General features: G+C 63.0%; 11 protein-coding genes. 9 read left to right on the top strand and 2 right to left on the bottom strand.

Annotated features, from left to right (window positions below):
* The first annotated feature begins 96 nt into the window (after positions 1-96).
* From GSQ73_RS14620 to GSQ73_RS14610, 3 genes are all read left to right on the top strand, one after another.
* On the top strand, positions 97-1776 hold the full coding sequence (locus tag GSQ73_RS14620; protein WP_158885232.1) for a serine hydrolase: 1680 nt from the start codon (positions 97-99) through the stop codon (positions 1774-1776).
* A 105-nt stretch (positions 1777-1881) separates the two neighbouring features.
* Positions 1882-3525 carry an alpha/beta hydrolase-fold protein gene (locus tag GSQ73_RS14615; protein ID WP_158885230.1) on the top strand — a complete coding sequence of 548 codons (1644 nt, stop codon included), beginning with the start codon at positions 1882-1884 and terminating at the stop codon, positions 3523-3525.
* Between the two features lie 270 nt (positions 3526-3795).
* Entirely contained in the window at positions 3796-4293 is a 498-nt protein-coding gene (locus GSQ73_RS14610) for a DUF3761 domain-containing protein (protein ID WP_158885228.1), read from the top strand.
* Between the two features lie 133 nt (positions 4294-4426).
* On the opposite strand, the gene GSQ73_RS14605 is transcribed toward GSQ73_RS14610, so the two are convergent.
* Positions 4427-6847, bottom strand: coding sequence for a DUF3772 domain-containing protein (locus GSQ73_RS14605; protein ID WP_158885226.1), 2421 nt, complete (start codon positions 6845-6847; stop codon positions 4427-4429).
* A gap of 64 nt (positions 6848-6911) precedes the next feature.
* A complete protein-coding gene (locus GSQ73_RS14600; RefSeq protein WP_158885224.1) occupies positions 6912-8306 on the bottom strand; it encodes an MFS transporter in 1395 nt (464 codons plus the stop codon).
* Between the two features lie 179 nt (positions 8307-8485).
* Between GSQ73_RS14600 and GSQ73_RS14595 the strand changes: the two genes are divergently transcribed.
* The 6 genes from GSQ73_RS14595 to GSQ73_RS17875 all read left to right on the top strand — a co-directional run bounded on the left by GSQ73_RS14595 (position 8486) and on the right by GSQ73_RS17875 (position 13372).
* Entirely contained in the window at positions 8486-10327 is a 1842-nt protein-coding gene (locus tag GSQ73_RS14595) for an ABC transporter ATP-binding protein (protein WP_174236127.1), read from the top strand.
* A gap of 33 nt (positions 10328-10360) precedes the next feature.
* The gene (locus tag GSQ73_RS14590; RefSeq protein WP_158885220.1) at positions 10361-10729 is read left to right on the top strand and encodes a DUF427 domain-containing protein; all 369 of its coding nucleotides are present in this window, start codon (positions 10361-10363) and stop codon (positions 10727-10729) included.
* A 125-nt stretch (positions 10730-10854) separates the two neighbouring features.
* On the top strand, positions 10855-12432 hold the full coding sequence (gene murJ / locus GSQ73_RS14585; protein WP_174236108.1) for a murein biosynthesis integral membrane protein MurJ: 1578 nt from the start codon (positions 10855-10857) through the stop codon (positions 12430-12432).
* 55 nt (positions 12433-12487) lie between these two features.
* The gene (locus GSQ73_RS14580) at positions 12488-12907 is read left to right on the top strand and encodes a MerR family DNA-binding protein (protein WP_158885218.1); all 420 of its coding nucleotides are present in this window, start codon (positions 12488-12490) and stop codon (positions 12905-12907) included.
* Positions 12908-13015: 108 nt separating this feature from the next.
* Positions 13016-13144: a hypothetical protein gene (locus GSQ73_RS18120; protein WP_256371888.1), complete on the top strand. Its 129-nt coding sequence runs from the start codon at positions 13016-13018 to the stop codon at positions 13142-13144.
* A gap of 63 nt (positions 13145-13207) precedes the next feature.
* Positions 13208-13372 (top strand): hypothetical protein, encoded by a 165-nt coding sequence (locus tag GSQ73_RS17875; RefSeq protein ID WP_174236107.1) that lies wholly within the window; start codon positions 13208-13210, stop codon positions 13370-13372.
* The last annotated feature ends 2 nt before the right edge of the window (positions 13373-13374 follow it).

The raw sequence follows: 13374 nt of genomic DNA, 5'->3' as shown, positions 1-13374 counted from the left end.
GATGACAAGCCCCTCGCCAGGGCCATGACTCCTGGCGCTGGCCTTGGCGGCGGTTTGCCGGGATAGTTGGGCACCTCGATGCCTGTGGAGTCGACGATGCCCTTGCGAAACCTGTCCCCGCGCCTTGCGGGTTGCTGCGCACTGTTCGTGTTCGCCACTGCGGCCTGCGGGCAATCGCCATCGTCCGTGAGCTCGCCGCCACCGGTCAGCACGCATGACACGGTGCGGCCGATGCTGCCCGATCAACTGCAGGATTTCGGTGCGTACGTCGACAGCGCACGCAAGGCCTTCGACGTGCCGGGCATCGCGGTGGCGATCGTCAAGGACGGCAAGGTGGTGATGGAGCAGGGTTTCGGCCTGCGCGAAATCGACAAGCCCGATGCCGTCGATGCGCACACGCTGTTCGCGATCGCATCGAACACCAAGGCATTCACCGCCGCGTCGCTGCAGCAGCTTGCCGAGGCCGGCAAGCTGAAGATGGACGATCGCGTGATCGATCATTTGCCGTGGTTTCGCATGTCCGATCCGTACGTGACGCACGAGATGCGCATCCGCGACCTGCTCGCGCATCGCAGCGGGCTTTCGCTGGGCGCGGGCGATCTTCTTTACTGGCCGCCGACGTCGTACACCACGAAGGAAGTAGTCGAGCGACTGCGCGACGTACCGATCAAGAATGGCTTTCGCAGCGGCTACGCGTACGACAACATCTTGTTCGCGGTGGCGACGCTGGTGATCGAACAGGCGTCGGGTCAGAGCTACGCCGATTACGTGCGCACGCATATTTTCCAGCCGGTGGGCATGGATGAATCGCTGATCGACAAGACCTATCTGAAGCCGGGCATGGATGTCGCGACGGGCCACGCCAAGGCCAATTTCAGTAATCTCGAAACCGTGCCGCCGATGGCATGGCTCAACGATCCCGGCGCCGGCGGTATCTACGCCAGCGTGCACGATCTGGCCAAGTGGATGAACGTGCAACTCGCCACGGGCGTGCTGCCGAACGCAGACAAGGACGGCAAGCCGCAACGATTGTTCAGCGCCGACAGCCAGCAGCAGATGTGGTCGATGCTCACGCCGATCGACATCGGCAAGCCGCCGATTCCCGAACTCGCGCCGTTGATGCCGCACTTCTACGGCTACGGCGAAAGCTGGTTTCTTTCCGACTATCGCAACCAGCGGCTGGTGTGGCACACCGGCGGCTGGCCCGGCATGGTCTCGCGCGTGACGCTGGTGCCCGAACTGCACCTCGGCGTGGTGGTGCTGACCAATGCGGAATCCGGCGCGGCGTTCAATGCGGTGACGTATCGCGCGCTGGATGCGTACCTCAATCCCTCGCAGAAAACCGATTGGGTCGCCGTCTACGCCAAGGCGGTGAAGAAAGGTGAGGCGCATGCGGACGACAGCTTTGCCAAGCACCAGTCCGCACGCGACAAGACGAGCAAACCATCGTTGCCGCTGGCGACCTACGTCGGCACCTATCGTGACCCTTGGTATGGCGACGTCATCGTCAGCAACGAAAACGGCAAGCTGCGCCTGCGCTTCAGCAAGACGGCGCAGCTGGTTGGCAGCATGACGCCGTGGCAGCACGATACCTTTACCGTGCGCTGGGATGACCGAGCACTCAACGCCGATGCATTCCTCACCTTCACGTTGGATATGGACGGCCATATCACCGGCGCGCGGATGGAGCCGATTTCGCCATTGACGGATTTCAGTTTTGATTTTCAGGATCTGCGACTCGTGCCGGTGCAGGCGGCCGCAGATTCGACGAACTGATTCCCAAACGGCGTGCCGGAAACTCTCCGGCTCGCCACCGAAGGCGCAAGGGGAGCAACGCCTTCGGTTCACGCAAGCTCCGCAGTTCGTGGACGGAGAACCTTCATGCAGTCTCGTCATGCCGTTGTTGCGATGTTGGGCCTCGCGCTGTGCGCGGGCGTGGTGCAGGCGCGTACCGATGCGGTTCCCACGCACCGGTTTTTCCACGTGCAGCTGGGTGAACCTTCGGCGGAACCGACCTCCGGTCGATTGCTGCTGTTCGCCACTGACGCGAAGGTGGCCGAAGCCGCCGCCAAGGAAGATTCGCAGGGGAAAAGCAGCACGGTCGAAGAAGTGGATGCCAACCCGTTCCGCGCCAGCGACACCAGCGTCGCCGCGCGTGAAGTGACTCGATGGACGCCGGGGCAGGTGGTCGATATCGACGCGGATGAGCTCGCCTTTCCCGCCGGTTATTCGCAATTGCCGCCGGGTGACTACGATATCCAGGCCGTGCTCGACGTCGATCACACCTACAACTACACCGGTCGCGGCGCCGGCGATCTGGTCAGCGCGGTGGTGAAAATCCACCTGCCGACGACGAGCATTCCGACCCTGACCTTGAACAGGATGTTGCCCGCCAGCGATCCGTGGGCGATGCGTGCATCGACATCGGACGCCGCGCGCAAGGCTGCGCCGGAAGCACGCCAGCACGCGACGCTGGTCAACTTCACCAGCCCGTCGTTGAGCGCGTTCTGGGGTCGGCCGATCGTGATGCGCGGCTGGGTGCTCACGCCGCCGGGCTACGACGCGAAGTCATCCGCGCGTTATCCCACGGTGTATTACACGCAGGGTTACGGCGGCAACAACGATCGCGCGACCGGCTCGCTCGTGAGCGTTTACGCGGCGATGAGCAGCAAGGACATGCCGCCGATGATCTGGGTGTTCCTCGACGAATCCAGCGCGACTGGCACCCACGAGTTCGCCGACTCGGTGAATAATGGTCCGTGGGGTCAGGCGCTCACCACCGAATTGATTCCGCAACTGGAAAAAACGTTTCGCATGGACGGCAAGGTCGGCGGCCGTTTCCTCAACGGTCATTCGTCCGGCGGCTGGGCCACGCTGTGGTTGCAGACGCGCTATCCGAAAGTGTTCGGCGGCACGTGGTCGACATCGCCCGACCCGAGCGACTTCCATGATTTCACCGGCGTCGATCTGTATGCGCCGAACGCGAATGTCTATCGCAAGGCCGATGGCTCGGCCTATCCGCTGGTGCGCGATCACGGCAAGGTGCTCGGTACCTTCGAAAGCTTCGCCAGGCTCGAGCGTGTGCTCGGTCCGTACGGTGGCCAGATGGCCTCGTTCGAGTGGGTGTTTTCACCGCGCGCGAAAAGCGGCAGCCCGACGCCCATGTTCGATCGCGACACCGGGGCGGTCGATGCCGATGTGGTGGGTTATTGGCGTGACCACTACGACATCGCCAACCGCTTGCAACGCGACTGGCCGCAGCTTAAACCGGACCTTGACGGCAAGATCCACGTGTATGTCGGTACAGCGGATACGTTCTATCTCGACGGCGCTGCGCATCGCCTGAAGGCGGTGCTCGATGGCCTGCATGCCAAGGCGAGCGTTACCTTCATTCCGGATCGCACGCACTTCGACCTGTACAAGATCGGCGACGATCGGCAAGGGCTGCTCAAGCAGATCAGTTGGGAGATGTATGCGCAGGCGCGTCCGCATTCGTCGCTGAAAGCGGCCGCGTTGAAACCCTGAGCGCTCGATGGCGCGGCGCTTCGCAAGTTTCTGCGTGGCGGCCGTCTGCCAGTTAAACGCTACAGGTCCGGAGCATCGCGCCGTCATGATTTTGCGGCATAGTCGCCGGGCAGGCCGCTGCTGTCGCAGATGCTTGGGGCGTCCGTGAACCTGGTCAGATTTTCTGCTTCGGCGAAACGATCGGCATGGGCTGAAAAGACGCAGCAGTGTGCATGGTCGATACAACGATCCTGCTTGCAACGCTGCGAATTCACTTGGAGGGAGTCTGAAATGAAATCATCAGTTTTGATCGCCGTGGTCGTCATGGGTCTGTTCGCCGGTTCGGCAGTTCATGCTCAGCAGGCTGCTGCGCCGGCCGGTTCGACCGGCCAGTGCAAGGACGGCAGCTATACCAGTGCCGCCGCGAAGCGTGGTTCGTGCAAGGGACACAAGGGTGTGAAGGAGTGGTACGCCGCAGCTGGTGCAGCCGCCGCTGCCGCACCGGCGGCGGCACCAGCGCCGGCTGCTGCTCCTGCCGCGGCACCTGCTGCGGCAGCGGCACCCGCATCCGGCACCGCCATGAAGAGCAATCGCAAGATGCCGGCGCCGGCGGCGACTGCTGCACCGGGCGGTGGCCCGGGCATGGTCTGGGTCAATGACAAAAGCAAGGTCTACCACTGCCCGAGCGACAAGTGGTACGGCAAGACCAAGCAGGGCGAATACATGACCGAAGCCGATGCCAAGGCCAAGGGTAACCATGGCGAGCATGGCAAGGCGTGTACGCCGTAAGCGAAAGATCGAAAGCTTGCATCGGAAGGCCGGCCTTTGCGCCGGCCTTCTGCTTATCGGGAACTCGCTATCGCGCTCGACGGCGCGCGGATCGTGGCTCGCATCGCTGCGTGTGGACTGGCTCGCTCTGCAATCAATCGCGGTCGTCCGAGCCTTCGGCTGCGGCCGGCAGCGTGCGTACCACCATGCTTTGCGGACTGGTCATCGGCAGTTTGGCCGCTCGCAGGCGTTGCAGCATTTCGAAAAGCACGTCGCTCTTCACGTTGCCGACGTCGCGCGGGCTGTTGACATAGCCGACGCAGGCAAAGGTCATCGACCCCGCATCGAGGTTCTCCAGCGTGACGGCCGGCGCAGGTATCGCGAGCGTACCCGGATGGCCGCGCAGCACATCGAGCAGGATTTCCCGCGCCTTGCTTGCGTCGGTATCCAGCGGCATCGCGAGCTTGATGCTCACGCGGCCCTGCGCATTGGCCAGCGTCACGTTGCGCACGTTGGAGGTGATGAACTGCGAGTTCGGCACGATCATGGTCGAACGGTCGCTCATCTGGATTTCGGTGGCGCGCACATTGATGCGGCGGATGTCGCCCTCGACGCCGCCAATGCTGACCCAGTCGCCCACTTTTACCGGCCGCTCGGCCAGCAGTATCAGTCCGGAAATGAAGTTCTGCACGATCGCCTGTAGTCCGAAACCGATACCGACCGACAACGCGCTGGCCATCCACGCGATGCTTTGCAGATCCACGCCGATGTCTGCCAGGGCGACTCCGAAAACCAGCACGCCACCGACGTAACCCAGCAGGGTGACCATGGAGTTCTGCATGCCCGGATCGAGCGCGGTTTTTGGCAGAAGTTGTTCGCTCAGCCAGCGCTTGATGACACGCACGATGAACAAACCGACCACGAAGACCAGCAGAGCGCTGAAAATATCGGTCGCGCGAATGTTCAACTTGCCAAGCGATGCGCTCGACAGCGTGTTGCTGACTCGTTCGATCAACTCCTGCGGGCCCGCCCCGAACGGCGTCAGCACGATCGCCACGGCAAGGATCACCAGCATCGCGCGCGCCGCGCCCGACAATACCGTACCGGTCTGTTCCAGCGCATTGGAGGACACGCCGAAACTGTTCTGCATGCGCAGGCCGGTGTGGCCCTTGGGTGCGAACACCGTGTCGAAGATGTCGTCGACCAGGTGCATCATCAGATAGAGCGCGGTGAGCACTACGCCGAACCACAGCATCTGTCGCGCGATGAAGAACGCGAACGCGATGTAGCCCGACGCCACGCCGAGGAAGGTCATCGCCACGCAGATGAAGGCAGCGCCGATCACCAGCCCGATCCACACCGGTCGCTGCGTCGGCGTTTCACCGGCGGCGAGCGTGACGCGTCGCGATTGTCCGAGCCGTAACAGCACGCTGCCGATCAGCACGCCGATAAGCACCGCGAGAACGGCGCGTGTCAGTACCGTCGTCGCAAGGCTCGCGCCCACCGTGCTGCTGACGGTTTCAACCACGCCAATCGCCAGCGCGCCGAGTGCCAGCAGCACTGGAAATGCGCGCAGCTTTTCCGCAGTGGCGTCGGACAGCCCCGGCAATCGCCACGACGGACGGCCGCACGAAAGCATCGCGCGGCCGAGCCCGGCCATGAACGCTGCAAACGTCACTAGCCGGACGAAGCGATGCGCGAGTGTTTCGAGATCGTCGTCGAGCAGATCGTTCCAGTTCACCGCCATGTGCATGAATTGCGCGGCGAGCCCGATCGCCAGCGTATAAGCCAGCGTCACCGCGAACGCCAGCGCACTGCGCCGCAGATGTCCGGCAGGCAGGCGGTCGATGGTCAGGCGGCCCAGCATCTTTTCGATCAGCCGGCGTCCCACCGCGAGCAACGCCGCTGCCAGCAACAGGCAGATCACGAACGGCAGGCGGTTCGGTGGCTGCCACGCTTGGCGAATGGCATCCAGCGCGTTGCTGCCGAGCTGTCGGATGCGCCCCATGTCGTCGGGAAACGCCTTGACCGGATCGGACCAGAACGCGCGGCTGAAAGGCGTCGCGGTGCGTGAGGCGAGCGCGGTCTGGAACTGGTCGCGGCGAAGTTCGGCCACGTGCGTCGCCAGTTGCGCTGCTTCGGTGCCCAGCGAATTCGCCTGCTTGATCTGCCCGTCGATATCGTTTTTCGCCTTGCCCAATTGCCGCCGTTGCGCCGCCAGCTGCGCCGATTCGGGCGGCCCGCCTTTCACGGGCGCCGGGCCGAGCACATCGACACGCGCCTGCAGGCTGGCCGACTGTGGCGACAGCGTGGACACGACCTGTTCGGCGTCCTGCTGCACCGTCAGCGCATTGCCGCGCAGGTCGTTCAGCGGCGCATCGGGCTTCCTCGCATCGACCGCGGCCTTGATGTTGTCGAGCTGCGCGCGCAACTGCACCAACGTCTGCGCCGGCGTGAGTACGACCGCGGGCGTGTTTGCATCCGGCGTGTCCTGTGCGTGGACGGCGATGCTGCACAGGGCGAGTACAAGGGCGAACAGGCAGCGCAGCGGGAGAGAACGTCGAAGGTTGGGCATCCGGGCATGATCGGAGCGCGGCTGCGGTGGGTCAATCGATCCGTCGCCGCGACGCGGCTGGCGTTCACGAATGTCGAGGCGTCTTCGCCTGGCGCATGCCCACTGCGGCGAGGCATGCAATGAGCAGCAGCAACACCGCCGATGTCACGAATGCGGCGCGCATGCCGCCGACGATATCGCTGGCCGCCAGCGTGCCGAACACGGCCACGCCAATCGCTCCCGCGGCCTGACGCACCGTGTTGAGCACGCCGGATGCCACGCCGGATTGAGCGCGCGGCACGCGCGACAGCAGTGCGGCCGTCATCGGTGGCGCCGCCAGGCCGATGCCCAGCGACACCAGCACCAGCCGCCAGTTGAGATCAACGAAACCCGTCTGCGCGCCGACGTGGCCTAGGCAGGCGAAGCCGATCGTGCCGATTGCCAGTCCTGCTGTCATCGGCCAGCGCGGACCGAAGCTTGCGGCCAGCCGCCCACCGACGACGTTCGCGACGATGATCGCCAGCATGAAAGGCAGAAACGCGAGCCCGGCGTCGATCGGCGATTCGTGTCGCACGTGCTGGAAATATAGGCTGAGCACGAAGATCGTTCCGTACAGCGCGAAATTCACCACCAGTCCCACCCCCGTCGCCACGTTGAAGCTGAGGTCGCTGAAAAATTTCAGCGGCAACATCGGCGCACGTTGCCGCGATTCCACTACGACGAATACCACCAGCCCGATCACGGAAATCGCCAGGCCGATCCACACGACCGGCGATTGCCAGCCGCGCGAACCTGATTCGATCACGGCAGCGGTGCCAGCGAGCAGTGCGATCACCGCGAGCAACAACCCGGCGATATCGAATTGCTGTTTCTCCTGCGTGTCGGTTTCTTCGGTACGCCGCAACGCCAGCCAGATGGCGAGCACGCCGATCGGCAGGTTCACCAGAAAAATGCTGCGCCAGCCGAAGGGATGCAGCAACAGACCGCCGATCACCGGACCTGCCGACAACGCCACGCCACCAGCGGCGGTCCAAAGGCCCACGGCTTTGGCACGTGCGGGTGCATCGTCGCGACACGCATGGTTGAGCAACGCAAGCGAGCAGGGCATCAGCAAGGCAGCGCCGATGCCCTGCACGGCGCGGGCGGCGATCAGCGATGCGAGATTCGGCGCGAAGCCGCAGCCCATCGAGGCCAGCGTGAACACGGCGGTGCCGATCACGAATCCCCGCCGCGCTCCAATGCGGTCGCCGATGGCGCCAGCCGACAACAGGCACGCGGCGAACGCCAGCGTGTACATGTCGACCACCCACTGCATGCCGCCCACGCCGGTGTGCAGCGCGCTGCTGATGGCGGGCAACGCGACATTGACGATGGAGACATCCAGTTGCACCACCACGAAGCCCAGGCTGGTGACGAAGATGGCCCAGCTGAGCGAAGCGGCGCGATGGGTACCAGTCGGGGAGTGACTTTTCGACGTCATGATTTCTCCGCATGAACGACCACCTGCGGCATGATGCTGGCAGCATGTGCTGCGCCGATGCTGCGGTCCTGGCCGAAACAATTTGCCCTGATGCAGGTGGAGAGACGGTCAAGCGCAAACCTTGCGGACCGTCTTCGCAGCACCTATCTACTGACGTTCAACACAAGTGACTCTGCATGATTTTTCGCTGGTTCGAATCCCTCATTGATGCGTTCAAGGAACCGGTCGACGGCATGCCGCCGAAATCCGTGTTGCGCTTCTACGCGTTTTATCTGCGCCAGGTATGGGGCGTGTTTGCCGTGGCGATCGTGGTCGGCTTCGTGGTGGCGATCGTCGAGGTGTCGCTGTTCGGCTTCATCGGCAGCATCGTCGACATGACCAAGGGCGTGCCGGTGGCGGATTTTTTCCGCCAGCATGGACGCACGTTGATGTGGATGGGTTTCGTCGCGCTGGTGATCCGGCCGATCGCCATCGGTGTGCACGATCTGCTGGTGAACCAGGCGATCGTGCCGAGCCTGACCAACCGCATCCGGTGGCAGAACCATCGCTACGTGATTCGGCAGAGCCTGGGTTTCTTCCAGAACGATTACGCCGGGCGTATTGCCAACCGCATCATGCTGACCGGCAGTTCGCTGCGCGAATCGGCGGTGCAGATCGTCGACGCGATCTGGTACGTCACTATTTACACCGGCAGCGCCATCGTGATGTTCGCGCAGGCGGATGTATGGCTCGCCGCACCGCTGGTGGCGTGGCTGTTTCTGTATGTCGGATCGCTGGCGTACTTCATCCCGCGCATCAAGGAGCGCTCGTGGCATTCGTCCGAGGCGCGCTCGAAAATGATGGGTCGCATCGTCGATGGCTACAGCAATGTGCTGACGCTGAAACTGTTCGCGCACACGCAGCGCGAGGAAGCGTACGTCGCCGAAGCGATGCAGGAGCAGACCGAAAAACTGCGTCGCATGACGCGGCTCACCACCGGCATGGATGCGACCATCACCACGCTCAACGGCTTCCTCATCGTTGGCACCTCGGCGCTGGCAATCCTGCTGTGGAGCCAGGGCAAGGTGACGGTGGGCGCGATCGCGCTGTCGACCGGGCTGGTGATCCGCATCAACAACATGTCCGGCTGGATCATGTGGGTGGTCAACGGCATCTTCGAAAACGTCGGTACCGTGCAGGACGGCATCACCACCATCTCGCAGCCGCGCATCGTGCAGGACAACGAAGGCGCGCCACCGCTGGAAGTGACCAACGGTTCCGTGCGCTTCGAGCACATCCACTTTCACTACGGCAAGCAAGGCGGCGTGATCGCCGGGCTCGATCTGGCTGTGCGCGCGGGCGAAAAGATTGGCGTGGTCGGGCCGTCGGGCGCAGGCAAGTCGACGCTGGTCAATGTGCTGTTGCGGCTGTACGACCTCGAAGGTGGACGCATCCTGATCGACGGACAGGACATCGCCAACGTCACGCAGGAAAGCCTGCGCGCGCAGATCGGCGTGGTGACGCAGGACACGTCGCTGTTGCACCGATCGATTCGCGACAACCTCCTGTACGGACGACCGGATGCCAGCGAGGCGCAGATCCTCGAAGCCGTGCGCAAGGCGCGCGCCGACGAATTCATTCCGCAGCTGATCGATGGTGAAGGTCGCCTTGGATACGAGGCATTGGTCGGCGAGCGTGGCGTGAAACTCTCCGGTGGCCAGCGCCAGCGCATCGCCATTGCCCGCGTGCTGCTGAAGGATGCGCCGATCCTGGTGCTCGACGAAGCCACCTCGGCGCTGGACTCCGAGGCTGAAGCGGCGATCCAGGACAGCCTCGATATTTTGATGCAGGGCAAGACGGTGATCGCCATCGCGCACCGCCTGTCCACCATTGCGCGAATGGATCGGCTGGTCGTGCTGGACAAGGGCCAGGTCGTCGAAACCGGCACGCACGCCGAACTCATCGCACATGAAGGCCTGTATGCGCGATTGTGGAAACGCCAGACCGGCGGCTTCGTCGCGGCGGAAGATGCAGCGTCCTGAGTTCCGCTTTATCAACAACATGAGAATCGACCCATGAGCGCACGACCCACGAAAACTCCCGGCCCCGATCATCCGATCACGATCAAGCGCAATCCGGCACGCGTCACCGTGTCGATCGAAGGGCGCGTGATTGCCGACACGACCGATGCGCTGATTTTGCAGGAGGCCAGCTATCCGGCCGTGCAATACATCCCGCGCAAGGACGTCGACATGTCGCTGCTTCAGCGAACGGACCATGCGACCTATTGCCCGTACAAGGGCGATTGCGCGTACTACAGCATCACGTTCGGCGGCGAGCGTTCGATCAACGCCGTGTGGACGTACGAGCACCCGTTCGACGCGGTGAAGCAGATCGAAGGTTATCTGGCGTTTTACGCGGATCGTGTCGACGGGCTGAGCTAGCGAGCACTCGCGTTACGCAGGTGCGATTGAAGAAACACTTTTTCGCCACGCCTGGCGCATCGCTGTGCCGCAGGTAACGCCTGGGCGCAATGCTAGGCTACGCGTTTTGAAATTCCGGGAAAGTCATGGCCGAAGCGGGTCGACGACATGCGGTGCTGGTAGGGGCAGGCATCCTGTGCAGCCGAATTTTCGGGCTCGTGCGGCAGCGTGTGTTTTCGCATTACTTCGGGCTTTCAGACATCGCCGACGTTTTCAGTTCGGCGCTGCGCGTGCCGAATTTTTTGCAAAACCTGTTTGGCGAAGGCGTGCTCTCCGCGTCGTTCATTCCGGTGTATGCGCGCTTGCTGGCGCAGGAGCGACAGGAAGATGCGGGCAAACTCGCGGGCGCGATCGCGGCGATTCTCGCGGTCGGCATTTCGATCATCGTGGCGATCGGCGTGGTGGCGACGCCATGGCTGTTGTGGATCATTGCGCCGGGTTATACGGGCGACAAACGCGAGCTGACGATCCTGATCGTGCGGATTCTGTTTCCCGGCACCGGCATTCTGGTGTGGTCGGCATGGTGCCTGGGTATCCTCAACAGTCATCACAAGTTTTTTCTTTCGTACGCGGCGCCGGTGGTGTGGAACCTCTCGATGATCGCGACGCTGCTGGTCTTCCGCAACCTGCCGCAGGAACGGTTGATCGTGTATCTGGCGTGGGGCACGGTGCTCGGCTGCCTGCTGCAATTTCTGGTGCAGCTGCCTTCGGTGCTGAAACTGGTGCCGCACATGCCACTGCGTCTGGACTGGCGCAACGCGCACGTGCAACAGGTCGGCGGCAGCTTCATGTCGGTGGCGGTGGGTCGCGGCGTGGTGCAGATCAGTGCCTTCGTCGATCAGGCGATTTCCACCTTGCTCGGCAGCGGCGCGATGGCGGCGATCACCACGGCAGCGTCGGTCAACATGCTGCCGGTGAGCCTGTTCGGCATGGCCATTTCGGCTTCCGAGCTGCCGACGCTGTCGCGCATGGTGGGCGAAGGGCTCGATGGTGATACGAAGGACAAATTGTCGGCGCGTTTGAACGATGGACTGGAGCGCATTGCGTTCTTCATCATCCCATCGGCGATGGCGTTTCTCGCGCTCGGCAATGTGATCGTGGCGGCGTTGTATCAATCCGGTCAGTTCACCAGCCACGATTCGCGTTACGTCTGGGCGATCCTCGCCGGCTCGGGTATCGGTTTGCTGGCTTCGACGTCCGGACGTCTATACGCCTCAACCTATTACGCCATGCGCGACACGCGAACTCCGCTGCGCTTTGCGCTGGTGCGACTTGCGGTTACCGCTGCACTGGGTCTGGCCAGCGCACTGCTGCTGCCGGGTTGGTTGGGTGTCGATCCGAAGTGGGGTGCGGCAGGTCTTACCGCATCGGCCGGCGTGGCAGGCTGGATCGAGTTCCATCTCTTGCGCAGCAAGATGAATCGCCTGCTCAAGCCGACCGGTGTGTCGATGGGCATCATGGTCCGGTTGTGGGTTGCCGCATGCGTCGCCGCTGTGCTGGCGTGCGCGGTGGAATACGTGACGCCCGCGTACGGTCCGATCCCCACCGCCATCTATGTGCTCGGCGTGTACGGCGTGATCTATTTCGCGGTGACCTGGATGCTGCGCATCAAGGAATGCGAAGAGCTGCTCGGCAAGCTGCTGCGACGCGCAGGCGTTCGGTAGCGAACCGCACCACGAATGAATTCACGAGTCTGGACTCATGGTCTAGACTTGCACGATGACCTCCGAAAACATCGCACTCACCATCGGTATCGTCGCCAAGCGCGTCGGCGTTGCCATCGACACCATTCGCTATTACGAACGCGAAGGCCTGCTGCCCGAGCCGCAACGTCGCGCCTCGGGGTATCGAACGTATGGCGAAGGCGCCATCACGCAGTTGCGTTTCATCCGGCGCGCGAAGGACATGGGTTTCACGCTGGAGGAAATCCGCGAACTGCTGGCCCTGTCCACCGACCGCCATCGCGGAGTGAAAGCTGTGAAGAAGCGCGTCGAGCAACGAGTGGCTGCCATCGATACGCGCATCGGCGAATTGCAGCGCGTGCGCGACGGACTCGTGCAACTGGTGGAATCCTGTCCCGGCCACGGCGCGCCGGAACACTGTCCGATCCTTCGCGCGTTGAGCGACGAAGCCGCCTGATCGAGCCGTGGTGACGGTTGTCATCGTCGATCGCTGACGACTGCTTCTGATTCGGCGATGGCGATCGACGGATCATCTCTGCGCACCTTGGTGGTGCTGGAGAATCCCATGAACTCGTTCCTCAAATATTCGCTGCTCGACAAATACATCCCGCCGTTGCTGGTGGCGTTCGCCACGGCTTCGATCGCGTTCGGCCTCTTCTGGTCGGTGCACGCCAGCCTGCTGCTGAATGGCTGAGCCGCTAGTCGTCCAACGATTCCAACCGCCGCGCAACCACATCGGTGCGTGCAGGAGAACACCATGAACGTCGTCAACGACACTCGCAGCACGCTTGAGAAATACATGCCATTGCTGATCGGCCTGCTTGTGGCATTGCTCGCTGGCAAGGCGCTGAAGAAAATGTTCTGGACATGCTTCGGCATGTACATGGCGCTGCACTACAGCGGCATCCATCCTTTCGACTGAGT

The sequence above is a fragment of the Rhodanobacter sp. L36 genome, assembly GCF_009765755.1.
Lineage (GTDB): Bacteria > Pseudomonadota > Gammaproteobacteria > Xanthomonadales > Rhodanobacteraceae > Rhodanobacter.
The sequence above is the reverse complement of the archived record's forward strand: the minus strand, read 5'-3'. Positions and strand labels throughout refer to the sequence as shown.

What these genes read in the sequence shown, in the direction of transcription:
- GSQ73_RS14620 (WP_158885232.1), top strand. Translation starts at nt 97, where the DNA reads ATGCCCTTGCGAAACCTGTCCCCGCGCCTTGCGGGTTGCTGCGCACTG.
- GSQ73_RS14615 (WP_158885230.1), top strand. Translation starts at nt 1,882, where the DNA reads ATGCAGTCTCGTCATGCCGTTGTTGCGATGTTGGGCCTCGCGCTGTGC.
- GSQ73_RS14610 (WP_158885228.1), top strand. Translation starts at nt 3,796, where the DNA reads ATGAAATCATCAGTTTTGATCGCCGTGGTCGTCATGGGTCTGTTCGCC.
- GSQ73_RS14605 (WP_158885226.1), bottom strand. Translation starts at nt 6,847, where the DNA reads ATGCCCAACCTTCGACGTTCTCTCCCGCTGCGCTGCCTGTTCGCCCTT.
- GSQ73_RS14600 (WP_158885224.1), bottom strand. Translation starts at nt 8,306, where the DNA reads ATGACGTCGAAAAGTCACTCCCCGACTGGTACCCATCGCGCCGCTTCG.
- GSQ73_RS14590 (WP_158885220.1), top strand. Translation starts at nt 10,361, where the DNA reads ATGAGCGCACGACCCACGAAAACTCCCGGCCCCGATCATCCGATCACG.
- murJ (WP_174236108.1), top strand. Translation starts at nt 10,855, where the DNA reads ATGGCCGAAGCGGGTCGACGACATGCGGTGCTGGTAGGGGCAGGCATC.
- GSQ73_RS14580 (WP_158885218.1), top strand. Translation starts at nt 12,488, where the DNA reads ATGACCTCCGAAAACATCGCACTCACCATCGGTATCGTCGCCAAGCGC.
- GSQ73_RS18120 (WP_256371888.1), top strand. Translation starts at nt 13,016, where the DNA reads ATGAACTCGTTCCTCAAATATTCGCTGCTCGACAAATACATCCCGCCG.
- GSQ73_RS17875 (WP_174236107.1), top strand. Translation starts at nt 13,208, where the DNA reads ATGAACGTCGTCAACGACACTCGCAGCACGCTTGAGAAATACATGCCA.